Here is a 23,273-nt window from a genome sequence, read left to right on the forward strand (position 1 = left end):
CACAGATTGTCTGATAAATTGTTAAAGAGCGGTGCGACGCGGCGTTCGGCCTGCTGTCGCGAGGTGGCGTATATTACGCTTTCCTCCTTCAGAGTCAAACACTTTTTTCAGCGTTTTTCTCCGGCGGAAGTTCTTAACGAAGCTTCCTGTCTACACCGCATTCCGTAAGTCGTTGTGCCGTGTCGATGGAGGCGCATTATAGGGAGTTGTTCGGCACGCGCAACCGCTAAATTCAATAAAAACAATCGTTCGCTGCATTCCACAGCAAAACCCCGCCTTATACCCGGTTACACACAAAGTTATCCACATCTGCAGCCGGTAATAAATTTAGGCGAGCATCGCGCAAACGTTTTCGCTACAATGCCCCGCGACGTCAAGGATGCCCCTTTTGGGGCGTTACCTGAGGTAAATGTTCTCTTCTATATATAGAGAGAGAAAGTTAAGCCTGATGTAACGCTCTTATTTACGCGAAACAAAGCCAAGGGATAAAACCACCATGCAACAACGTCGTCCTGTACGCCGCGCTCTGCTCAGTGTCTCTGACAAAGCCGGTATCCTCGAATTTGCTCAGGCCCTCTCCCATCGTGGTGTTGAGCTGCTCTCCACAGGTGGCACTGCGCGCCTGCTGGCAGATGCCGGCCTGCCCGTCACGGAAGTTTCTGACTACACCGGTTTCCCGGAAATGATGGATGGACGCGTCAAAACGCTGCACCCCAAAGTGCACGGTGGCATTCTGGGCCGTCGCGGCACCGATGATGCCATCATGGCTGAGCACGCCATCAATCCTATCGACATGGTGGTGGTGAACCTCTATCCCTTTGCCCAGACCGTGGCGAAAGCCGACTGCAGCCTGGAAGATGCCGTTGAGAACATTGATATCGGCGGTCCCACCATGGTGCGCTCGGCAGCCAAGAACCACAAAGACGTGGCGATCGTGGTGAAGAGCAGTGACTACGACGCGATCATCGCGGAGCTCGATGCCAACGAAAACTCCCTGACGCTGGAAACCCGTTTCGATCTGGCCATCAAAGCCTTTGAACACACCGCCGCTTACGACAGCATGATTGCCAACTACTTTGGCAGCCTGGTACCGGCCTATCACGGCGAGAGCACCGCGCCGGCCGGCCGCTTCCCGCGCACCCTGAACCTCAACTTTATTAAAAAGCAGGATATGCGTTACGGCGAGAACAGCCATCAGGACGCTGCTTTCTATATTGAAGAGCATGTCAGCGAAGCGTCGGTCGCCACTGCACAGCAGTTGCAGGGCAAAGCGCTGTCCTACAACAATATTGCCGATACCGATGCGGCACTGGAGTGCGTCAAGGAGTTCAGCGAGCCAGCCTGCGTTATCGTCAAGCACGCTAACCCATGCGGCGTCGCCGCAGGCGATTCAATTCTTGCCGCCTACGAGCGCGCTTACAAAACCGATCCGACCTCGGCGTTCGGCGGCATCATCGCCTTTAACCGCGAGCTGGATGAAGCGACCGCGCAGGCGATCATCAGCCGTCAGTTCGTGGAAGTCATTATTGCGCCATCGGCCAGTGAAGCGGCACTGCGCGTGACCGCAGCCAAACAGAACGTCCGCGTTCTGGTGTGCGGTCAGTGGCAGAGCCGTGTGGCCGGTCTCGACTTCAAACGCGTCAACGGTGGCCTGCTGGTTCAGGATCGCGATCTTGGTATGGTCGATGCCAGCCAGCTGCGCGTTGTCAGCCAACGTCAGCCAACCGAACAGGAACTGCGTGACGCGCTGTTCTGCTGGAAAGTGGCGAAGTTCGTTAAATCCAACGCCATTGTGTATGCACGCGACAACATGACGATCGGTATTGGCGCGGGCCAGATGAGCCGCGTTTACTCTGCCAAAATTGCCGGCATCAAAGCCGCTGACGAAGGACTGGAGGTGAAGGGTTCCGCCATGGCTTCCGACGCCTTCTTCCCGTTCCGCGATGGCATTGATGCTGCGGCGGCAGTGGGCATCACCTGTGTGATCCAGCCAGGCGGTTCCATCCGCGATGATGAAGTGATTGCTGCCGCCGACGAGCACGGCATCGCGATGATCTTCACTGACATGCGTCATTTCCGCCATTAATAGCCTGGAGCCGTAACGATGAAAATTTTAGTGATTGGTAATGGTGGACGTGAACACGCGCTGGCGTGGAAAGCAGCACAGTCGCCGCTGGCAGAAACCGTATTTGTTGCGCCAGGCAACGCCGGTACCGCGCTGGAGCCGGCCCTGCAGAATGTGGCCATCAGCGCCACCGATATTCCGGCACTGCTGGCGTTTGCGCAGCAGGAAAACATCGACCTGACCATCGTCGGACCGGAAGCGCCGCTGGTGATTGGCGTAGTCGATGCGTTTCGCGCTGCCGGCCTGAAAATCTTTGGCCCGACGCAGGCTGCCGCGCAGCTGGAGGGCTCAAAAGCCTTCACCAAAGATTTCCTTGCCCGCCAGCAGATCCCGACGGCGGAATACCAGAACTTCACCGAGGTGGAACCGGCGCTGGCTTACCTGCGTGAGAAAGGCGCGCCGATCGTCATCAAAGCGGACGGTCTGGCCGCGGGTAAAGGCGTCATCGTCGCCATGACGCTGGCCGAAGCCGAAGCGGCAGTACAGGACATGCTGGCCGGCAATGCATTTGGCGACGCAGGTCACCGCATCGTCATCGAAGAGTTTCTTGATGGTGAAGAAGCCAGCTTCATCGTGATGGTGGACGGCGATAACGTCCTGCCGATGGCCACCAGCCAGGATCACAAACGTGTTGGCGACGGCGACACCGGCCCGAACACCGGTGGCATGGGCGCTTACTCACCGGCGCCGGTAGTGACCGATGAGATCCACCAGCGCGTGATGGATCAGATCATCTGGCCAACCGTCAACGGCATGAAAGCGGAAGGTAACACCTACACCGGTTTCCTGTATGCCGGTCTGATGATCGACAAAGCCGGTCAGCCGAAGGTGATCGAATTTAACTGCCGCTTCGGCGATCCGGAAACGCAGCCGATCATGCTGCGCCTGCAGTCGGATCTGGTCGCGCTGTGCCTCGCCGCCGTCGACGGCAAGCTCGATCAGCAGCAGTCACAGTGGGATCCGCGCCCGTCACTCGGCGTGGTGCTGGCCGCTGGCGGTTATCCGGGCGACTATAACACGGGCGATCAGATCCACGGTCTGCCGCTGGAAGACGTACCGGACGGGAAGGTATTCCATGCCGGCACCACCCTGAAAGATGATCTGGTGGTGACCAGCGGCGGTCGCGTACTGTGCGTGACTGCGCTGGGTGAAGATGTGGCGGCAGCGCAGAAGAATGCCTACGCGCTGGCGCAGCACATCTCATGGAACGGCAGCTTCTGCCGTAATGATATCGGTTACCGCGCGATTAACCGCAAGTAAGCCCCCGGCGGCGGCCAGCCGGTCGCCGCTAAAAATCAGCCTCTTTCGGCTGCCAGCGGCACTCATCTTCCGGCGTGGCACGCAGCAGCTGAATCCCCTCTGGCGCTTCCAGCCACGACAGGGTAATCGGCTGTTGCTGCCCCTGCTGCTGTCGATACAGCGTCGCCAGCGTGTCGCGATCGAACGCCACATTCACCTGCTGCCCCTCACAGTCACGAACCTGCGTACCGCCCTGCCAGTGCCCCTGCCGCAACAGTACCCGACCACTCAGCAGTGCATTGCTCTGCGCCAGCATGCGCTGCGCGTCAAACCGGTACAGCTCGACGCTGTCGGCGCTGACGGCTTCACGCCGGCCAGCCAGCTGTCGCTGCATAAAATTGAGGTTGCCCTGATGGTCGAAACGCAGGGTTACGTCGTCCGGCTGCTGGCCAGTGACGTGCCGTTCCACGCTCAGCAGTTTATCCGCCTGCCAGATATAGTCGGTGGTTTCCCGGCTATCGCCATTGAAAGGGGTGTAGACAGTACGCAGATGGACGGCTTCGTGGTCGCCGTTTTTACGCCAGATTCGCACCGTACCACGGTCAGACAGATAGCCGCTGGCGGTGAAAGCCGGAAGATCGGGAGTGGCACTGCAGCCGGTGAGTAATACCCCGAGGAGGATGGCGCAGAGGCGCTGAGAAGAGATGTTCAGCATAGCAGGCCCCGGTAACAAAAAGGGGCGAAATCGCCCCTCTTTTAAAGCTAAACCGCGATGCGGAAAACTTACTTAACAGCGTCTTTCAGTGCTTTACCAGAGACGAACGCTGGCACGTTAGCTGCAGCGATTTTGATCTCTTTGCCAGTCTGCGGGTTGCGACCGGTACGCTCAGCGCGGTGGTTCACTTTAAAAGTACCAAAACCAACCAGTTGTACAGCATCACCTTCTTTCAGAGACTCAGTGATCGCAGCCAGGGTAGATTCCAGCGCAGCTTTAGCCTGGGTTTTAGACAGGTCCGCTTTCTCTGCGATCACATCAATCAGTTGAGTCTTGTTCATAAGTTATCCTTAAAGTGTATTTATCGCTTGCTAAGCAACGAGTGCGAGGGAAAAGCCATATTCTGGCACTCTTCAGCCTGCACGCACCGATAGCCACAATTTTCAGCCCCCCAAATGTAGACCAGACAGGGGGCTGATGTGAAGCCTCCAGGCGCGGTAATTCGGGCCTGAAGTCACGTTTTCTCGCCTTATTGCTGAAAATTTATACCGATGTTACTGATTCCGGCTTCACGCAGGTCTGCACGTAGTCCTTTGATTAGCTCCAGGTCCCGTTCTTCGCACTCTGCCAGCAGGCGAAAAATCTCCCACTGCAGGTCCCATTCGTCAATTACCGCCTGGTTGTCACGCAGCTCTTCGTCGCTCATTTCACGACCGGCCTGGGTCATTTCGAGGATGGCCACGGTGGTGATCGACGTGCGGCTGACTTCGATGGCGTGCTCCAGCGTTTCACCGCTCAGCTGCGCGTGCAGGAGTTCACTCAGCGCCACGCAGGCGTCAATCGCCGGGTGCACGCCGTAAACGTCAAAGTCGTCACCGTTTGGGATCGCCGCTTCCAGTTTCTCCAGCTGGCTGTCGAAATTGATTTTGGCATCCTTCACCGTCAGGCTTTCCCACACCAGGTCGAGAATGCGGCGATAGAGCTGCGGATCGGCAAACTCGGTCTGCTGACAGAAGGCCCAGTAATTGGGGAACATCCGCTCGCACAGACAGGCCATAAAGGTCATGTGCTGCCAGCTTTCCAGCTTCGCCAGACGCAAATGGACGGGGTTCTGTAACATCAAACTTACTCTCGGTAGATTAGCTGGCGGCAGTGTACCGCAAAAGCCGCACACAAACAGCGTTAGCGCGCATTTTGCCACTTCACAAAAGCGGGACGGCCAGACGCTACGGCATCAGCCCAGCGCGTTGGCTCCGGCAAGCGGTAGCCGGCCATGCAGGCCTCAACCCAGTGCAGTGCGCTGTCGAGGCTGACGCGGTGGCCGGTTGAGACAAACAGCGGATTGCAGCGCGTCTTGCTGCGCCACACCCAGGCAATCTGCTCGCCTTTATCCATCAGCGGCTGACGACTGCCCGGTGCCGCATCCAGCTCAGCGAAACGGCCGCACAGGCGCTTTTTCGCTACGCCGATGGTTGGCACATCCAGCAGCGAGCCGAAATGCGCAGCAACGCCCAGCCGGCGCGGATGAGAGATGCCATGGCCGTCGACGAACAGCAGATCGGGCCGCTGCGACAATTGCTGCCATGCCGCCTGCAGGGCTGGAATTTCGCGAAACGAGAGAAAACCGGGGATATAAGGCATGGTGGTCGCGACACGCGCGATGCGATGCTCCACCAGCGTTAATGAAGGGTATTCGAGGATCACCAGGGCGGCGCGCGTTACCTCGCCGCCCTGTTCAAAACCAACATCGGCGCCGCCAATGAAGCGCGGCGGCAGTACGTCAAAATCATCCTGCCGCACCACGCTGGCGGCGAGCTGTACCTGTTGCTGTCGTAGTGCGGCTAAATCCATGCTTATCCCTGATGATATGGTCGTGATAGCCGATGCACCGCCTCCACAAACGCGCCAGCGTGCTCTGGCGGAACATCCTGATGAATCCCGTGACCGAGGTTGAAGACGTGGCCTTCGCCTGCGCCAAAGCCTTCCAGAATCCCCGCTACTTCCTGCTCAATTCGTGCAGGGGGTGCATACAGCATAGACGGATCCATGTTGCCCTGCAGCGCGACTTTATCGCCCACGCGGCGCCGCGCTTCGCCAATATCGGTGGTCCAGTCAAGACCCAGCGCATCACAGCCGGTAGCCGCCATCTCTTCCAGCCACTGGCCGCCGCCCTTGGTAAACAGGGTGATGGGCACGCGTCGTCCTTCGTTCTCATGCAGCACGCTGTCGACGATTTTGTGCATGTAATAGAGCGAAAACTCGCGGTAGTCGCGCCCGGTCAGCACGCCGCCCCAGGTATCAAACACCATCACCGACTGCGCACCCGCTTTAATCTGCGCGTTTAGGTAAAGGATCACGCTCTCTGCCAGCTTATCCAGCAGCGCGTGCAGCGTCTGCGGCTCGGCGTACATCATCTTCTTGATTTTGGTGAAAGCCTTGCTGCTGCCGCCTTCTACCATGTAGGTTGCCAGCGTCCACGGGCTGCCGGAAAAACCGATCAGCGGCACTTCGCCTTTGAGGTTGTGACGGATGGTGCGCACCGCATTCATCACATAACCCAGCTCCTGCTCCGGATCCGGCACCGGCAGTTTATCCACATCGGCACGGCAGGCGATGGGGTGAGAGAAACGCGGGCCTTCGCCGGTTTCAAAGTAGAGCCCCAGGCCCATCGCATCCGGAATGGTCAGGATATCGCTGAAGAGGATCGCGGCATCCAGCGCATAGCGGCGCAGCGGCTGCAGGGTGACTTCGCACGCCAGCTCCGCGTTCTTACACAGCGACATAAAATCACCGGCCTCAGCGCGCGTGGCTTTGTATTCCGGCAGGTAACGCCCGGCTTGTCGCATCATCCATACCGGGGTGATATCCACCGGCTGGCGTAACAGGGCGCGCAGATAACGATCGTTCTTCAGTTCACTCATAATGGGCTCTCTCATGCTAAGGCCGGCAGTGTAGCATTTTCACGCCGCGCTGGCGCGACACAGCGCAACCGTATCTTCAATCAGCCGGCGCGCCACGGTGCCCGGCGGCGGCAACAGGGGCAGATCGTCGTAGCGATACCAGCCAGCATCCAGCAGCTCTTTACCATCGTGCTGCAGCTCGCCGCCATCGTACTCCGCCATGAACGCCATCATCAGCGAATGCGGGAACGGCCACGGCTGCGAAGTTACGTAACGCACATTTTTTACCCGCACGTTGCTCTCTTCCATCACCTCGCGGGCCACCGCCTGCTCCAGCGTTTCACCGACTTCGACAAAACCGGCCAGCACGGTGTAGATGCTGTTGCGATGGCGCGCATGGTTCGCCAGCAGGATCTCCTCACCGCGACGAATCGCCACAATGATGCAGGGGGCGATTTGCGGATAGTAGCGCTCGCGGCAGTGGCTGCACAGGCAGGCAAATTCGCGCTTGCTGTGCTGCATTTCATGGCCGCAATAGCCGCACCAGCGATGCGAACGGTAGAACTCTGCCAGCTGCACGCCGCGCCCGGCGAGCTGAAACAGACCGACATCTTCGTCAATCAGCTGGCGCACCGAGGCCATATTGTCCGGACGCGCTTCGCATACCAGCCAGACGTTTTCGCCCTGCCACTCGCCAATCACTCTGCCGCTGCTGCCGGTCAGGCCAAACTCGCCGGATAAGCCATGCGGCAACTCGCCTTGCGGCAACCAAAGTTTCTGCGCGGAGCTGACAATCCACCAGCCAGCGTCTACGCTTGAGATCTCACGTTGCATCTTAATCGTTGTCCTTAGCGTCAAATGGCACGCTGAAATCCTGATGTTAAGTGTGTAATAAACAACTATAACTCACCTGGAGCCCCGTATGCTTACCCAGTTAGATAACCTGACCGAGCGTGTAGGTGGCGGTAATGAATTAGTCGACTCATGGTTGCGCGCCCGTCGACAGCTGCTCGTCACCTATTACGAGTTAATTGGCATGAAGCCGAACAAAGAAGCGCTGACCGCGCTGGATGAACAGGCGCTGGATGCGTTTTGCCATCGTCTGGTGGACTATCTCTCTACCGGCCACTTCAGCGTTTACGAGCGCATTATCAGCGAGATGTCCGGCGACAGCCCGATGATTGCGGCGGCGCAGATCTATCCGGCGCTGGAAGGCAATACTGAACGTCTGATGCAACTGTATGACAGCCATCTGCAGCAGGCCATTAATGACGACAACTGCGTGGATTTCCAGCAGGCGCTGTCAGAAGTGGGCGAAGCGCTGGAGTCACGCTTTACGCTGGAAGACAAACTGATTCAGCTCGCCTGGGATAACCAGCTGGCGCGCCCGCCGGTGGCCAATGACAGCACCATTGCTCGTCCGGCCTGAACCGCTGCAGTTGTAAAAGACTTGTTATTCAGGAAAAGCCCTTTTATGCTGAATGGGCTTTTTTATTGTCTTTTTAACGACAATCCACAATCAAACTTTGCGATATAAGCGCAGCGTGCAACAGTCAGTAAAGTCGCTTATCGCGTAAAACGTAAACTTGTCGGAGTGCCCTTAGGGGCTGAGACCGTTAATTCGGGATCCGCGGAACCTGATCAGGTTAGTACCTGCGAAGGGAACAAGAGTAGATGTGATCAGCACGGTGCAGTCAGGCGCCCGCACCGTTTCTGTTACTCCTTCCGGACTCCGGACAAGCAGCTTCCCCTTGTTTTCAGGAAACTTGCTATGTCTGATGCTAAAACCTCACGTCGTGAACAACGCGCGCAGGCGCAAAAATTTATCGATTCGCTCCAGGGAACCGCCTTCCCTAACTCAAAACGTATCTGGATCAGCGGCAGCCGCGCGGATATCCGCGTCCCGATGCGCGAAATTCAGCTCAGCCCGACGCACACCGGCGGCAGCAAAGATCATCCGCAATACGCAGAAAATGAACCGGTACCGGTGTATGACACCGCCGGTGCCTATGGCGATCCCCACGCGACCATCAATGTGCATCAGGGTCTGGCAAAATTACGCGCCGGCTGGATCGCCGAACGCAACGACAGCGAAACCATCAGCGCACTCAGCTCAAGCTACAGTCAGCAGCGGCTGGCGGATGACGGGCTGGATCATCTGCGTTTTGAACACCTGCCGCTGCCGCGCCGGGCCAAAGCGGGTCGCCGCGTCACGCAGTTGCACTATGCGCGTCAGGGCATCATCACGCCGGAGATGGAGTTCATCGCGCTGCGCGAAAACATGGGACGTGAGCGTATCCGCAGTGCAACGCTGTTGCAGCAGCACGCCGGCCACGGCTTTGGCGCGCAGCTGCCGGAGAATATCAGCGCCGAATTCGTGCGCGCTGAAGTGGCCAGCGGCCGCGCCATCATTCCTGCCAACATCAATCATCCGGAATCGGAGCCGATGATCATCGGCCGCAATTTTCTGGTGAAGGTCAACGCCAACATCGGCAACTCGGCGGTAAGTTCGTCGATTGAAGAGGAAGTGGAAAAACTGGTGTGGGCCACGCGCTGGGGGGCAGATACCGTGATGGATCTGTCGACCGGCCGCTATATCCATGAAACGCGCGAGTGGATTTTGCGCAACAGTCCGGTGCCGATCGGCACGGTGCCGATCTATCAGGCGCTGGAAAAGGTCAACGGTATTGCAGAAGATCTTAACTGGGACATTTTCCGCGATACCCTGCTGGAACAGGCTGAGCAAGGCGTTGATTACTTTACCATTCACGCGGGCGTGCTGCTGCGCTATGTGCCGATGACCGCACAACGGCTGACCGGCATCGTGTCACGCGGCGGCTCAATCATGGCGAAGTGGTGCCTGTCACATCATCAGGAAAACTTCCTCTACCAGCATTTCCGCGAAATCTGTGAAATCTGCGCCGCCTATGATGTCGCGCTGTCGCTCGGTGATGGTTTACGTCCCGGCTCGATTCAGGACGCCAACGACGAAGCCCAGTTTGCCGAACTGCGTACCTTAGGCGAGCTGACGCAAATCGCCTGGCAATATGATGTGCAGGTCATGATTGAAGGCCCCGGTCACGTGCCGATGCAGATGATCCGCCGCAATATGACCGAGCAGCTGGAACACTGCCATGAAGCGCCGTTTTATACGCTGGGTCCGCTGACGACCGATATCGCGCCGGGCTACGATCATTTCACCTCCGGGATTGGCGCCGCCATGATCGGCTGGTTTGGCTGCGCGATGCTGTGCTACGTCACGCCAAAAGAGCACCTTGGCCTGCCGAATAAAGAGGATGTTAAGCAGGGGCTGATTACCTACAAGATCGCCGCGCACGCAGCCGATCTGGCTAAAGGCCATCCCGGCGCGCAGATCCGCGACAACGCCATGTCGAAAGCTCGCTTCGAGTTCCGCTGGGAAGATCAGTTTAATCTGGCACTCGATCCGCATACCGCGCGGGCCTATCACGACGAAACCCTGCCGCAGGAATCCGGCAAAGTGGCCCACTTCTGTTCCATGTGCGGCCCCAAATTCTGTTCAATGAAAATCACCCAGGAAGTGCGCGAATTTGCCGCCCGCCAGCAGGCTGAAGCCCAGCCGATAGCGCTGGGCATGGCGCAAATGTCCGATGCCTTCCGTAGCCGTGGCGGCGAGCTGTATCACGCCGCCGATGCCCTGAAAGAGGAAAAATGATGACTGAAGCCTTCCCTGCCACCGCGCCAAAACTGGGGCTCTATCCGGTTGTCGACAGCGTGTTGTGGATTGAACGCCTGCTGGCAGCCGGCGTGCGCACCCTCCAGCTGCGCATCAAAGATGGCGATGATCGCCAGATTGAAGCCGCAGTACGCGATGCCATCGCCCTGGGCAAACAGTACGGCGCGCGGCTGTTTATCAACGATTACTGGCGCTTAGCGATTAAGTACAACGCTTATGGTGTGCATCTTGGTCAGGAGGACCTAGATGTGGCCGACCTGGACGCTATCCGCCACGCCGGCTTACGCCTGGGTCTGTCGACACACGATGACGCCGAGCTGGATCGCGCGCTGGCGCTGCGTCCGTCCTATATTGCGCTCGGCCACATCTTTCCGACACAAACCAAAGAGATGCCCTCTGCGCCACAGGGCATTGCCGAGCTGAAGCGCCATCTGGCGCGGCTGCAGCACATTCCCACCGTAGCGATTGGCGGCATTTCGCTGGCACGCGTGCCGGAGGTGCTGGCGACTGGCATCGGCAGCATTGCCGTGGTCAGCGCGATTACCCAGGCGGAAGACTGGCAGGCGGCCACCCGCCAGCTGCTGGCGCTGGTAGAATCCCCAGAGCATGTCGCAAAAGCGTTGTAACTGACTGCAACGGCGCTAAAAATCCGCGAATACGGCGCGCAAACGGCAGCAGTCAGGGCTGGCGCGACCGGGGACAATCGCTAAAGTGAGCCTGCCCGCTGTCGCTTGCAGCGGGCCAGGGCTGGCTTCCCCGACTCTCTGTCCGGCCCTGCCTTTCCACCGTTATTCTGTCAGGGAGGTGATATGGCGCGTTTCGGCACTGCAGGCCTGCATGGCACGCTCCACGGCTGCGCCGAGGCTGGCAATCGCCTGCTCGGTTTGCTCATTCATTGGCAGACCATAATTGAGGCGCAGACAGTTGCGATATTTACCCGCCGCCGAAAACAGCGAACCGACCGCCACTTGGATTTTCAGCTCCCGCAGCTCCGCATTCAGCCGCACCGCATCGAAGGCTTCCGGCAGCTCAATCCACATCAGGAAACTGCCCTGCGGCCGCGAGACGCAAATGCCGCAGGGAAAATAGTGGCGCACCCAGCAGCTAAACGTCTCATAGTTACGCTGATACACCTGCCGCATGCGGCGCAAATGCGGCAGGTAATGGCCCTGACGAATAAACTCCGCGACCGCATACTGCGGCTGCGTTGCCGTCGAACCGGTGCCAATATATTTCATGTGCAGTACGCGATCGCGATAGCGTCCCGGCGCGACCCAGCCCACGCGCAAGCCGGGCGCCAGGGTTTTGGAAAACGAGCTGCACAGCAGCACGCGGCCATCCATATCCAGCGATTTGATGGTGATCGGACGCGGATACTCCCACGCCAGCTCGCCGTAAACATCATCTTCAATGATCGCCGCATCAAAGCGCTGCGCCAGCGTCAGCAGCGCCCGCTTACGCGTTTCGGGCATGATAAATCCGAGCGGATTATTGCAGTTGGGTACCACCACCACCGCTTTGATTGGCCACTGCTCAAACGCCAGCTCCAGCGCCTCAAGGCTGATCCCGCTGACCGCATCGGTAGGGATTTCAATGGCGCGAATGCCCAGACCGCGCAGTGTCTGCATGGTGCCGTGAAACGCCGGCGACTCAACGGCAATGATATCGCCTGGCTCGCACACGGCGCGAATCGACACCGACAGCGCTTCATGGCAACCGGTGGTGATGACAATTTCTTCCGCCGTCAGCTGACAGCCGCTGTCAATTGTCAGCCGCGCAATCTGCTCGCGCAGCGCTGCCACGCCGAGCAGACTGTCATAGTTGAGCTGATCAATGTCCTGCTTCTGCGCCATGCGGCCCATGATTTTCCACAGCGGCTTGAGTGTCGGCTGGGTCAGGTCCGGCATGCCGCTGCCCAGCTGCAGCACGTCGCCATTAATGCGGCTGCTCAGCAGCTCCAGCACCGATTCCCACTGGGTGATCTCAACCGGACGCTGTACGGGTCGGGTCATCGCGGGCACCGGCGGCGTGGCTTTACGGGTAGCGACAAAATAGCCGGAACGCGGCTGCGGCACGATAAGCTGCTTCTCTTCCAGCAGATGATAAGCCTGCTGCACGGTACTGATGCTGACACCGTGCTCAATGCTGAGCGTACGCACCGAGGGCAAGCGTTCGCCGCTGCGATACAGCCCCTGCTCAATACGGTCTGAAAGCAGACAGGCCAGATGTTGATAGCGCGTCATTGTGTGCCTCGCTGCGTTAACAGTGATCAAAAATCAGTACAGATGACGCCTATTTCTACCATTCAGATCGGTACGGGCGCAATCTGTATGTTAAAGATAAGTGATTTTTGAATCTGTATTGCATTCGCCATCAGAGGGAAAATGTTGTTCAGACATCATACTGAGGGCTGGGATTATGGAATTCGATCAGAACCGGGCGGCAAAACCGTTCAGCGTGACCTTACTCGATATCTTCCGTGGCGGCGTGCGCGCAATCAAACGCTGGCAGGCCAGACGGGAAACGCGGGAGATTCTTTCGCACCTGAGTGATGCGCAGTTGCGTGACATCGGGCTGACGCGTCAGGATATCAATCAGAAATAACGCGGATTTCAGACGAAAAAAAACCCTGCCGAGGCAGGGTTTTTTCATGGTCAGCAGAGCAGACGATTATTCGTCGTCGCTACCGCCCAGACCGGCGTTCAGCAGCTCAGCGAGGCTGGCAGAGGCTTCATCCGCAGTCACCTGCGGTGCAACCGGTGCTTCACCCGCCTGACGGCGACGCATACGATCCTGGTGGTAAGCATAACCGGTACCGGCCGGGATCAGACGACCCACGATAACGTTCTCTTTCAGGCCGCGCAGTTCGTCGCGCTTGCCGGCTACCGCTGCTTCGGTCAGGACACGGGTGGTCTCCTGGAACGATGCCGCAGAGATGAACGATTCGGTTGCCAGCGAGGCTTTGGTGATACCCAGCAGGTCACGCATGTACGTCGCGCCGATTTTGCCGTTCGCTTCCAGATCGCGGTTGGAGATCTTGATACGAGAGACTTCCGCCTGCTCGCCTTCCAGGAACTCCGAGCTACCCGCGCTCAGGATGGTTGCTTTACGCAGCATCTGACGCACGATGACTTCGATGTGCTTATCGTTAATCTTAACGCCCTGCAGGCGGTAAACTTCCTGCACTTCGTTAGTGATGTAACGGGTCACAGCATGGACGCCACGCAGACGCAGGATGTCGTGCGGAGACTCTGGGCCGTCGGATACGACGTCACCACGTTCTACACGTTCACCTTCGAATACGTTGAGCTGACGCCATTTCGGAATCATCTCTTCATACGGATCGCTACCGTCAACCGGGGTGATCACCAGACGACGCTTGCCTTTGGTCTCTTTACCGAAGGAGATGATACCGCTGATCTCCGCCAGGATAGCTGGCTCTTTCGGACGACGCGCTTCGAACAGGTCGGCAACGCGTGGCAGACCACCGGTGATGTCCTTGGTACCGCCAGATTCCTGCGGAACACGCGCCAGGGTATCACCCGAGCTGATCTTCACGCCATCTTCCAGCTGCACAATCGCTTTACCTGGCAGGAAGTACTGTGCCGGCATGTCGGTGCCCGGGATCAATACGTCGTTGCCGTTGGCATCAACGATTTTCAGTGCCGGACGCAGGTCTTTACCGCCCGCAGTACGCTCTGCAGAATCCAGTACCACCAGCGATGACAGACCAGTGAGGTCGTCAGTCTGACGGGTAATGGTCTGACCGTCGATCATGTCGGTGAAGCGGATGAAACCGCCCACTTCGGTGATAACCGGCATGGTGTGTGGATCCCAGTTTGCAACGGTTTCGCCCGCGGCAACCTGCTCGCCATCACCTTTCGCCATGACCGCACCGTAAGGCACTTTATAGCTCTCTTTGGTACGACCGAACTCGTCGATCATCTTCAGCTCAACGTTACGCGAGACGATAACCAGTTTCCCGGAGGAGTTGGTTACTGACTTGGCGTTGGTCAGCTTGATAGTACCTTTGTTCTTCACCTGAATGCTGGATTCAGCTGCCGCACGCGATGCCGCACCACCGATGTGGAAGGTACGCATGGTCAGTTGGGTACCCGGCTCACCGATGGACTGTGCTGCGATAACGCCGATGGCCTCACCTTTGTTGATGATGTGACCACGTGCCAGATCGCGACCGTAGCAGTGTGCACACACACCGAAGTCGGTTTCACAGCTCACCACGGAACGCACTTTAATTGCGTCCACGGAGTTCAGTTCAACCACGTCACACCAGTGCTCATCGATCAGGGTGTTACGCGGGATCAGGATGTCCGCAGTGCCCGGCTTCAGCACGTCTTCTGCCGTCACACGACCCAGTACACGCTCACGCAGCGGCTCTTTAACGTCGCCACCTTCGATGACCGGAGTCATCATGATGCCTTCGAATGTGCCACAGTCGTCTTCGGTGACTACCAGGTCCTGCGCCACGTCAACCAGACGACGGGTCAGGTAACCGGAGTTCGCCGTTTTCAGTGCGGTATCGGCCAGACCTTTACGCGCACCGTGGGTCGAGATGAAGTACTGGAGTACGTTCAGACCTTCACGGAAGTTCGCGGTGATCGGCGTCTCAATGATGGAGCCATCTGGCTTCGCCATCAGACCACGCATACCTGCCAGCTGACGAATCTGTGCCGCAGAACCACGCGCACCGGAGTCGGCCATCATGTAGATGCTGTTGAACGAAACCTGCTGCTCTTCTTCGCCGTGACGGTTGATCACGGTTTCGGTCTGCAGGTTATCCATCATCGCTTTGGATACGCGTTCGTTAGCCGCAGCCCAGATATCGATGACTTTGTTGTAACGTTCGCCTGCGGTAACCAGACCAGACTGGAACTGCTCCTGGATCTCGGCCACTTCCGCTTCGGCTTCTGCAATGATTTCTGCTTTCTTGGCAGGAATCACCATGTCGTCGATACCGACTGAGGCACCTGAACGGGCTGCATAGGCAAAGCCGGTGTACATGGTCTGGTCAGCAAAGATAACGGTCGGCTTCAGGCCCAGGATGCGGTAACAGGTGTTCAGCATCTTAGAGATCGCTTTCTTACCCAGCGCCTGGTTGACGATGGAGTAAGGCAGACCTTTCGGTACGATCATCCACAGGATCGCACGACCAATGGTGGTGTCGATCAGGCTGGTTTTCGCAACGAGCTCTTCCTGCTCATTTTTGCTGTATTCAGTGATACGCACTTTAACGCGTGCATGCAGCTCGGCCTGGCCAGCGCGGTAAACACGCTCAGCTTCTTTCGGGCCGGTCAGCACCATGCCTTCGCCTTTGGCGTTCACTTTGTCGCGGGTCATGTAGTACAGACCCAGAACAACGTCCTGTGAAGGAACGATGATTGGCTCGCCGTTCGCTGGAGACAGAATGTTGTTGGTAGACATCATCAGCGCACGCGCTTCCAGCTGGGCTTCCAGCGTCAGCGGTACGTGAACAGCCATCTGGTCACCATCGAAGTCGGCGTTATACGCCGCACACACCAACGGGTGCAGCTGGATCGCTTTACCTTCGATCAGTACCGGTTCAAACGCCTGGATACCCAGACGGTGCAGGGTTGGTGCACGGTTCAGCAGTACCGGGTGTTCGCGAATCACTTCATCCAGGATATCCCAGACGACCGCTTCTTCGCGCTCAACCATTTTCTTGGCCGCTTTAATGGTGGTCGCGAGGCCACGCAGTTCCAGCTTGCCGTAGATGAACGGTTTGAACAGCTCCAGTGCCATTTTCTTCGGCAGACCGCACTGATGCAGACGCAGGTATGGACCTACGGTGATAACCGAACGACCGGAGTAGTCAACACGTTTACCCAGCAGGTTCTGACGGAAACGACCCTGCTTACCTTTGATCATGTCGGCCAAAGATTTCAGAGGACGTTTGTTAGAGCCGGTGATGGCACGACCGCGACGGCCGTTATCCAGCAGGGCATCTACCGCTTCCTGCAGCATACGTTTTTCGTTACGTACGATGATATCTGGCGCAGCCAGATCCAGCAGACGCTTCAGACGGTTGTTACGGTTGATCACGCGACGATACAGATCGTTCAGATCCGACGTAGCGAAACGACCGCCGTCCAGCGGTACCAGCGGACGCAGATCTGGCGGCAGTACCGGCAGAACGGTCAGGATCATCCACTCTGGCTTGTTGCCAGACTGCACGAACGCTTCCAGCAGCTTGATACGCTTGGTCAGCTTTTTACGTTTGGTCTCAGAGTTGGTTTCGTTCAGCTCTTCACGCAGCTGCTCGCACTCCTGCTCCAGATCCATATTTTTCAGCAGCGCCTGGATAGCTTCCGCACCCATCTTCGCGTCGAATTCGTCACCGAACTCTTCCAGCGCGTCAAGGTACTGCTCTTCGGTCAGAATCTGACGTTTTTCCAGGTTGGTCATGCCGCCTTCGACCACAACATAAGATTCGAAGTACAGCACGCGCTCGATGTCACGCAGCGGCATATCCAGCAGCAAACCGATGCGGGACGGCAGTGATTTCAGGAACCAGATGTGCGCGGTCGGCGAAGCCAGCTCGATGTGGCCCATACGCTCACGACGCACTTTGGTCTGCGTGACTTCAACGCCACACTTCTCACAGATCACGCCACGGTGTTTCAGACGCTTGTACTTACCGCACAGGCATTCGTAATCTTTTACCGGTCCGAAAATACGGGCACAGAAAAGACCGTCACGCTCCGGCTTGAAGGTACGGTAGTTAATGGTTTCCGGCTTTTTAACTTCACCGAAAGACCAGGAACGGATCATGTCTGGCGAGGCCAGCGCAATTTTGATCGCATCAAACTCTTCGGTTTTAGTTTGCGCTTTCAGAAACTTAAGTAAGTCTTTCACGGATTAGCTCCCGTCGGAGTGGAACTCTCAGGGACGCGCCAGGCGCGTCCCATAACCAGTACTTGCGAGTGCTTACTCGTCTTCCAGCTCGATGTTGATACCCAGCGAGCGAATCTCTTTCAACAGTACGTTGAAGGATTCCGGCATGCCCGGTTCCATCTGATGGTTGCCGTCAACGATGTTTTTATACATCTTGGTACGGCCGTTGACGTCATCAGACTTAACGGTAAGCATTTCCTGCAGGGTATACGCGGCACCGTATGCTTCCAGTGCCCACACTTCCATCTCACCGAAGCGCTGACCACCGAACTGCGCCTTACCACCCAGCGGCTGCTGCGTAACCAGGCTGTAAGAGCCGGTAGAACGGGCGTGCATCTTGTCGTCGACCAGGTGGTTCAGTTTCAGCATGTACATGTAACCTACGGTTACCTGACGCTCAAACTGCTCACCGGTACGGCCGTCGAACAGGGTGATCTGACCGGAAGAAGGCAGACCGCCGAGCTGCAGCAGCTCTTTGATTTCGCTCTCTTTCGCACCGTCGAACACTGGCGTCGCGATTGGCATACCTTTTTTCAGGTTCTCTGCCAGACGCAGCACTTCGTCGTCCGAGAAGGTGTTCAGGTCAACTTTCTGACGCACATCGGTGCCCAGATCGTAAGCACGCTGGATAAACTCACGCAGTTTGGCGACTTCTTCCTGCTTCTTCAGCATCGCATTGATCTTCTCACCAATGCCTTTCGCCGCCATACCCAGGTGGGTTTCCAGAATCTGACCGATGTTCATACGCGATGGTACGCCCAGCGGGTTCAGTACGATGTCGACCGGCGTACCGTTCTCATCGTATGGCATGTCTTCGATTGGGTTGATCTTCGAGATAACACCTTTGTTACCGTGACGACCCGCCATTTTGTCACCAGGCTGAATCTGACGCTTAACGGCCAGATACACCTTGACGATTTTCAGCACGCCCGGTGCCAGATCGTCGCCCTGGGTGATCTTGCGACGCTTCGCTTCGAGTTTCTTCTCAAACTCGTGCTTCAGCTCGTCATACTGCTCAGCCAGCTGCTCCAGCGCGTTCTGCTTCTCTTCGTCGGTCAGACCGAGTTCCAGCCAGCGCTCACGTGGCAGCTTGTCCAGTTTCTCCGCTTCCACGCCACCTGAAATCAGGACGGCCTGGATACGGCTGAACAAGCCCGCCTCGAGGATCTGCAGTTCTTCAGACAGGTCTTTTTTCGCCTGCTTCAGCTGCATCTCTTCGATTTCCAGCGCGCGCTTGTCTTTTTCCACGCCATCGCGGGTGAAGACCTGTACGTCGATAACCGTACCGGAAACGCCGTTTGGCACGCGCAGTGACGAGTCTTTCACGTCAGAGGCTTTTTCACCGAAGATCGCACGCAGCAGTTTCTCTTCTGGCGTCAGCTGGGTTTCACCTTTCGGCGTCACCTTGCCTACCAGAATGTCGCCACCGGTCACTTCCGCACCGATATACACGATGCCGGATTCATCCAGTTTGGAGAGCGCAGCTTCACCCACGTTCGGGATGTCAGCGGTGATCTCTTCCGGCCCCAGTTTGGTGTCACGCGACACGCAAGCCAGTTCCTGAATGTGGATGGTGGTGAAACGGTCTTCCTGTACAACACGCTCAGAAACGAGGATGGAGTCTTCGAAGTTGTAACCGTTCCATGGCATGAACGCCACGCGCATGTTCTGACCCAGCGCCAGCTCACCGAGGTCGGTAGACGGGCCGTCAGCCAGCACGTCGCCACGCTCGATAGGTTCACCCAGAGAAACACACGGCATCTGGTTGATGCAGGTGTTCTGGTTAGAACGGGTGTACTTGGTCAGGTTGTAGATGTCGATACCTGCTTCGCCCGGATACATCTCGTCTTCGTTAACTTTGATAACGATACGTGACGCATCGACGTACTGCACGGTACCACCACGTTTCGCGACAGCAGTTACACCGGAGTCGACTGCAACAGCACGTTCCATACCGGTACCAACCAGCGGCTTGTCAGCACGCAGGGTAGGTACAGCCTGACGTTGCATGTTCGCACCCATCAGGGCGCGGTTAGCATCATCGTGCTCCAGGAACGGGATCAGTGACGCACCGACAGAAACCACCTGCTGGGTGGAAACGTCCATGTAGTCAACCTGATCGCGGCTGAACAGGCTCGATTCACCTTTGCTACGGCACGTGACGAGATCGTCAACAAAGCTGCCGTCATCGGCGAGGTTGGTGTTCGCCTGAGCGATAACGTAGTTACCCTCTTCGATAGCAGAGAGGTAATGAATTTCATCACTCACTTTACCGTCAACCACGCGGCGGTACGGCGTTTCGAGGAAGCCGTATTCGTTAGTCTGCGCGTAAACAGAGAGTGAGTTGATCAGACCGATGTTCGGACCTTCCGGGGTTTCGATTGGACATACGCGACCGTAGTGAGTCGGGTGTACGTCACGCACTTCGAAGCCGGCGCGTTCACGGGTCAGACCGCCTGGGCCCAGAGCAGAGATACGACGTTTGTGCGTAATCTCAGACAGCGGGTTGTTCTGGTCCATAAACTGGGACAGCTGGCTGGAACCAAAGAACTCTTTCACCGCGGCCGAAATTGGCTTGGCGTTGATCATGTCCTGTGGCATCAGCGTGTCGAGGTCGCCCAGAGACAGACGCTCTTTCACAGCGCGCTCTACACGCACCAGGCCAACGCGGAACTGGTTTTCCGCCATTTCGCCGACCGAACGGATACGACGGTTGCCGAGGTGGTCGATATCATCCACTTCGCCAATACCGTTACGGATACCGATGAGCTTCTTCATCACTTCGATGATGTCGTCTTTGCTCAGGATACCGGAACCTTCGATCTCGTCACGCAGCAGAGAACGGTTGAACTTCATGCGGCCAACGGCCGACAGATCGTAACGATCTTCGGAGAAGAACAGGTTCTCGAACAGGTTTTCTGCGGCTTCACGCGTTGGCGGCTCGCCAGGACGCATCATGCGGTAGATCTCAACCAGCGCGCTCAGGCGGTCGTTGGTTGGGTCAACGCGCAGCGTCTCAGAAATGTACGGGCCGTGATCCAGGTCGTTGGTGAACAGGGTTTCGATGCGCTTGTGACCGGACTGGCTCAGTTTCGCCAGCAGATCCAGTGACAGCTCCATGTTCGCCGGCACGATCAGCTCACCGGTGTTCAGATCGATGTAATCTTTCGCGACCACTTTGCCCGCGATGTACTCGACCGGCACTTCGATGTGCTGAATGTTGTCTTTTTCCAGCTGACGGATGTGGCGCGCAGTAATGCGACGACCTTTCTCAACGTAGACCGTGCCGTTGGCTTCGATATCGAAGGAGGCGGTTTCACCACGCAGGCGCTCAGGCACCAGTTCCATCTGCAGCTTGTTGTCGCGGATTTCAAACACCACTTTTTCGAAGAACAGATCAAGAATCTGCTCAGTGGTGTAATCCAGCGCGCGCAGGATGATACTGGCCGGCAGCTTACGACGACGGTCAATACGGACGAACAGGTTGTCTTTCGGGTCAAACTCAAAGTCGAGCCATGAACCGCGGTAAGGGATAATACGTGCGTTATACAGCACTTTACCGGAAGAGTGCGTTTTACCCTTATCGCTGTCAAAGAATACGCCAGGACTACGATGCAGCTGAGAAACGATAACACGCTCAGTACCGTTGATGACAAAGGTACCGTTGTCGGTCATGAGCGGAATTTCGCCCATGTACACTTCTTGTTCTTTGATGTCTTTGACGGTGCCTTCCGGCGCTTCGCGCTCGTAGATCACCAGACGCAGTTTAACGCGCAGCGGTGCGGAATACGTCACGCCACGGATCTGACATTCTGTCACGTCAAACACCGGCTCACCCAGACGGTAGCTGACATACTGCAACTCAGAGTTGCCGCTGTAGCTCGCGATTGGGAACACGGAACGGAAGGCTGCTTCCAGACCGTACTGGCCTTCTGGATCTTGCTCGATAAACTTCTGGAACGAGTCAAGCTGGATAGAAAGGAGATAAGGCACATCCAGTACTTGTGGACGTTTACCAAAATCCTTACGAATACGTTTTTTCTCGGTATAGGAGTAAACCATAGGGTTCCTCAGCTAGCTGACAAGTCGACCCACGCTGTCCGTCCTGAAGGGACAGTTCATGCAACACTATTTTGTTTTTCATGCGATGCGCGGCACCCCATGCAATACATCTTTCTATCACTCTTAAATCATTTCATCGCCGTTGCGCAGGCAGGGAACCCTCACAGGAAAGCGGTATATTAAGTCGTCGATAGAAAAAGATATTGAAGAAGAACAATGGACAAACAGTGCGAAACGCCATCGTTCCCCTGTAGCGCAAAAAGGCTGGTGACCAAAAAGTCACCAGCCATCAGTCTGTTTACGCAGACTGCAACCCGAGGGTTGTCTTACTTAACTTCAACTTCAGCGCCAGCTTCTTTCAGAGCAGCTTCAAGTGCAGCTGCGTCGTCTTTGCTGATGCCTTCTTTGATTGCAGCTGGAGCAGCTTCAACCAGGTCTTTAGCTTCTTTCAGGCCCAGACCAGTTGCGCCACGAACGGCTTTGATTACAGCAACTTTGTTCGCGCCAGCAGCTTTCAGGATAACGTCGAATTCAGTTTTCTCTTCAACAGCTTCAGCCGGGCCAGCAGCAACAGCGACAGCAGCAGCAGCAGAAACGCCGAATTTTTCTTCCATAGCAGAAACCAGCTCAACTACTTCCATTACGGACATAGCTGCAACGGCTTCCAGGATTTGATCTTTAGTGATAGACATGACAATTGTTCCTAAGAATCAGTAAAAGTTTATACGTTAGCAAGTACGAAGAAAAAGAATCTGGCCTTAAGCCGCTTCTTTCGCGTCGCGAACAGCAGCCAGAGTGCGGACCAGCTTGCCAGCAGCAGCTTCTTTCATGGTCGACATCAGACGTGCCAGTGCTTCTTCGTAAGTCGGCAGCGTTGCCAGACGGTCAATTTGTGCCGCCGGGATCAGCTCACCTTCAAAGGCTGCAGCTTTGACCTCAAAGTTTGCATTCGCTTTCGCGAACTCTTTGAACAGACGAGCAGCAGCGCCCGGGTGTTCCATAGAGTATGCAATCAGGGTCGGACCAACAAACGTGTCTTTCAGGCACTCGAATGGAGTACCTTCAACGACGCGGCGCAGCAGGGTGTTACGAACAACACGCATGTAGACGCCAGCTTCACGACCTGCTTTACGCAGTTCAGTCATTTTATCAACGGTAACGCCACGGGAATCCGCAACAACCGCTGAAAGCGCGCCTTTGGCTACTTCGCTAACTTCAGCAACAATTGCTTGTTTGCCTTGAAGATTTAATGCCATTAGCTTTGCTCCTGGATTTGACCGGGAAAATTTCCCGGAACTCACTTCACTTACACACCCGAAGGCCGTAAGCGCGTTACACGGTGAGCAGAATCCAGTGAAGAAAAAATTCTTTTTGGTTCTGTCACCGTCTACGCAGGATATTAAGCATCACTTCCGAAGAGGTTCTGCTCCTGCGGTCTTGGACGGAGGCCAGGATCAGGCCTGGCTCCAACCTTAGTCGCTGAATGACAAGGTGTTTAGACCTGTGCACTCCGCGACTATGAATTTGGGTTCTGAATTGACGGATCAACCAGAACAACGGGCGTAAGATTCTAGATGAATTTTT

General features: G+C 56.6%; 17 protein-coding genes and 1 riboswitch. Of the genes, 6 read left to right on the forward strand and 11 right to left on the reverse strand.

The window, feature by feature from the left end:
- Positions 1–496 precede the first annotated feature (496 nt).
- A complete protein-coding gene (purH, locus tag F3I21_RS22245; RefSeq protein ID WP_150059786.1) occupies positions 497–2,086 on the forward strand; it encodes a bifunctional phosphoribosylaminoimidazolecarboxamide formyltransferase/IMP cyclohydrolase in 1,590 nt (529 codons plus the stop codon).
- A gap of 18 nt (positions 2,087–2,104) precedes the next feature.
- Positions 2,105–3,385: a phosphoribosylamine--glycine ligase gene (gene purD, locus F3I21_RS22250; protein WP_021508193.1), complete on the forward strand. Its 1,281-nt coding sequence runs from the start codon at positions 2,105–2,107 to the stop codon at positions 3,383–3,385.
- 28 nt (positions 3,386–3,413) lie between these two features.
- Here purD and F3I21_RS22255 read toward each other — a convergent pair whose 3' ends face one another.
- The 6 genes from F3I21_RS22255 to nudC all read right to left on the reverse strand — a co-directional run bounded on the left by F3I21_RS22255 (position 3,414) and on the right by nudC (position 7,813).
- Positions 3,414–4,079 carry a DUF1481 domain-containing protein gene (locus tag F3I21_RS22255; RefSeq protein WP_150059787.1) on the reverse strand — a complete coding sequence of 222 codons (666 nt, stop codon included), beginning with the start codon at positions 4,077–4,079 and terminating at the stop codon, positions 3,414–3,416.
- Positions 4,080–4,147: 68 nt separating this feature from the next.
- Positions 4,148–4,420, reverse strand: coding sequence for a nucleoid-associated protein HU-alpha (gene hupA, locus F3I21_RS22260; protein WP_006121511.1), 273 nt, complete (start codon positions 4,418–4,420; stop codon positions 4,148–4,150).
- A gap of 188 nt (positions 4,421–4,608) precedes the next feature.
- Positions 4,609–5,199, reverse strand: coding sequence for a YjaG family protein (locus F3I21_RS22265; protein ID WP_058758906.1), 591 nt, complete (start codon positions 5,197–5,199; stop codon positions 4,609–4,611).
- Positions 5,200–5,261: 62 nt separating this feature from the next.
- Entirely contained in the window at positions 5,262–5,930 is a 669-nt protein-coding gene (gene nfi / locus F3I21_RS22270; protein WP_058781855.1) for a deoxyribonuclease V, read from the reverse strand.
- A 2-nt stretch (positions 5,931–5,932) separates the two neighbouring features.
- Positions 5,933–7,000 carry a uroporphyrinogen decarboxylase gene (gene hemE / locus F3I21_RS22275; RefSeq protein ID WP_058769978.1) on the reverse strand — a complete coding sequence of 356 codons (1,068 nt, stop codon included), beginning with the start codon at positions 6,998–7,000 and terminating at the stop codon, positions 5,933–5,935.
- A 39-nt stretch (positions 7,001–7,039) separates the two neighbouring features.
- Positions 7,040–7,813, reverse strand: a complete 774-nt coding sequence (gene nudC, locus F3I21_RS22280) for an NAD(+) diphosphatase (protein ID WP_021508198.1) — start codon at positions 7,811–7,813, stop codon at positions 7,040–7,042.
- A gap of 88 nt (positions 7,814–7,901) precedes the next feature.
- Here nudC and F3I21_RS22285 point away from each other — a divergent pair, with 88 nt between their 5' ends.
- From F3I21_RS22285 to thiE, 3 genes are all read left to right on the forward strand, one after another.
- Positions 7,902–8,408: an Rsd/AlgQ family anti-sigma factor gene (locus F3I21_RS22285; protein ID WP_021508199.1), complete on the forward strand. Its 507-nt coding sequence runs from the start codon at positions 7,902–7,904 to the stop codon at positions 8,406–8,408.
- Positions 8,409–8,559: 151 nt separating this feature from the next.
- Positions 8,560–8,660, forward strand: a riboswitch (TPP riboswitch).
- 90 nt (positions 8,661–8,750) lie between these two features.
- Positions 8,751–10,673: a phosphomethylpyrimidine synthase ThiC gene (thiC, locus tag F3I21_RS22290; RefSeq protein ID WP_021508200.1), complete on the forward strand. Its 1,923-nt coding sequence runs from the start codon at positions 8,751–8,753 to the stop codon at positions 10,671–10,673.
- Positions 10,673–11,320 (forward strand): thiamine phosphate synthase, encoded by a 648-nt coding sequence (thiE, locus tag F3I21_RS22295; protein WP_150059789.1) that lies wholly within the window; start codon positions 10,673–10,675, stop codon positions 11,318–11,320. The genes thiC and thiE overlap by 1 nt, the downstream gene beginning before the upstream one ends.
- Before the next feature lie 162 nt (positions 11,321–11,482).
- On the opposite strand, the gene F3I21_RS22300 is transcribed toward thiE, so the two are convergent.
- Positions 11,483–12,937: a PLP-dependent aminotransferase family protein gene (locus tag F3I21_RS22300; protein WP_021508202.1), complete on the reverse strand. Its 1,455-nt coding sequence runs from the start codon at positions 12,935–12,937 to the stop codon at positions 11,483–11,485.
- A 175-nt stretch (positions 12,938–13,112) separates the two neighbouring features.
- Between F3I21_RS22300 and F3I21_RS22305 the strand changes: the two genes are divergently transcribed.
- Entirely contained in the window at positions 13,113–13,298 is a 186-nt protein-coding gene (locus tag F3I21_RS22305; RefSeq protein WP_058769981.1) for a DUF1127 domain-containing protein, read from the forward strand.
- 66 nt (positions 13,299–13,364) lie between these two features.
- On the opposite strand, the gene rpoC is transcribed toward F3I21_RS22305, so the two are convergent.
- The 4 genes from rpoC to rplJ form a co-directional block, all read right to left on the reverse strand.
- Positions 13,365–17,588 (reverse strand): DNA-directed RNA polymerase subunit beta', encoded by a 4,224-nt coding sequence (rpoC, locus tag F3I21_RS22310; RefSeq protein WP_058769982.1) that lies wholly within the window; start codon positions 17,586–17,588, stop codon positions 13,365–13,367.
- Between the two features lie 72 nt (positions 17,589–17,660).
- Positions 17,661–21,689, reverse strand: coding sequence for a DNA-directed RNA polymerase subunit beta (gene rpoB / locus F3I21_RS22315; protein ID WP_021508205.1), 4,029 nt, complete (start codon positions 21,687–21,689; stop codon positions 17,661–17,663).
- A 326-nt stretch (positions 21,690–22,015) separates the two neighbouring features.
- Entirely contained in the window at positions 22,016–22,381 is a 366-nt protein-coding gene (rplL, locus tag F3I21_RS22320; RefSeq protein WP_021508206.1) for a 50S ribosomal protein L7/L12, read from the reverse strand.
- Positions 22,382–22,447: 66 nt separating this feature from the next.
- A complete protein-coding gene (rplJ, locus tag F3I21_RS22325; protein WP_021508207.1) occupies positions 22,448–22,945 on the reverse strand; it encodes a 50S ribosomal protein L10 in 498 nt (165 codons plus the stop codon).
- Between the last annotated feature and the right edge of the window lie 328 nt (positions 22,946–23,273).

It is taken from the genome of Pantoea sp. B_9, assembly GCF_008632015.1.
Classification (GTDB): domain Bacteria; phylum Pseudomonadota; class Gammaproteobacteria; order Enterobacterales; family Enterobacteriaceae; genus Pantoea; species Pantoea dispersa.

Bases quoted from the DNA above. Each gene is read 5' to 3' on its own strand.
- purH (WP_150059786.1), top strand. From the start codon at position 497: ATGCAACAACGTCGTCCTGTACGCCGCGCTCTGCTCAGTGTCTCTGAC.
- purD (WP_021508193.1), top strand. From the start codon at position 2,105: ATGAAAATTTTAGTGATTGGTAATGGTGGACGTGAACACGCGCTGGCG.
- F3I21_RS22255 (WP_150059787.1), bottom strand. From the start codon at position 4,079: ATGCTGAACATCTCTTCTCAGCGCCTCTGCGCCATCCTCCTCGGGGTA.
- hupA (WP_006121511.1), bottom strand. From the start codon at position 4,420: ATGAACAAGACTCAACTGATTGATGTGATCGCAGAGAAAGCGGACCTG.
- F3I21_RS22265 (WP_058758906.1), bottom strand. From the start codon at position 5,199: ATGTTACAGAACCCCGTCCATTTGCGTCTGGCGAAGCTGGAAAGCTGG.
- nfi (WP_058781855.1), bottom strand. From the start codon at position 5,930: ATGGATTTAGCCGCACTACGACAGCAACAGGTACAGCTCGCCGCCAGC.
- hemE (WP_058769978.1), bottom strand. From the start codon at position 7,000: ATGAGTGAACTGAAGAACGATCGTTATCTGCGCGCCCTGTTACGCCAG.
- nudC (WP_021508198.1), bottom strand. From the start codon at position 7,813: ATGCAACGTGAGATCTCAAGCGTAGACGCTGGCTGGTGGATTGTCAGC.
- F3I21_RS22285 (WP_021508199.1), top strand. From the start codon at position 7,902: ATGCTTACCCAGTTAGATAACCTGACCGAGCGTGTAGGTGGCGGTAAT.
- thiC (WP_021508200.1), top strand. From the start codon at position 8,751: ATGTCTGATGCTAAAACCTCACGTCGTGAACAACGCGCGCAGGCGCAA.
- thiE (WP_150059789.1), top strand. From the start codon at position 10,673: ATGACTGAAGCCTTCCCTGCCACCGCGCCAAAACTGGGGCTCTATCCG.
- F3I21_RS22300 (WP_021508202.1), bottom strand. From the start codon at position 12,937: ATGACGCGCTATCAACATCTGGCCTGTCTGCTTTCAGACCGTATTGAG.
- F3I21_RS22305 (WP_058769981.1), top strand. From the start codon at position 13,113: ATGGAATTCGATCAGAACCGGGCGGCAAAACCGTTCAGCGTGACCTTA.
- rpoB (WP_021508205.1), bottom strand. From the start codon at position 21,689: ATGGTTTACTCCTATACCGAGAAAAAACGTATTCGTAAGGATTTTGGT.
- rplL (WP_021508206.1), bottom strand. From the start codon at position 22,381: ATGTCTATCACTAAAGATCAAATCCTGGAAGCCGTTGCAGCTATGTCC.
- rplJ (WP_021508207.1), bottom strand. From the start codon at position 22,945: ATGGCATTAAATCTTCAAGGCAAACAAGCAATTGTTGCTGAAGTTAGC.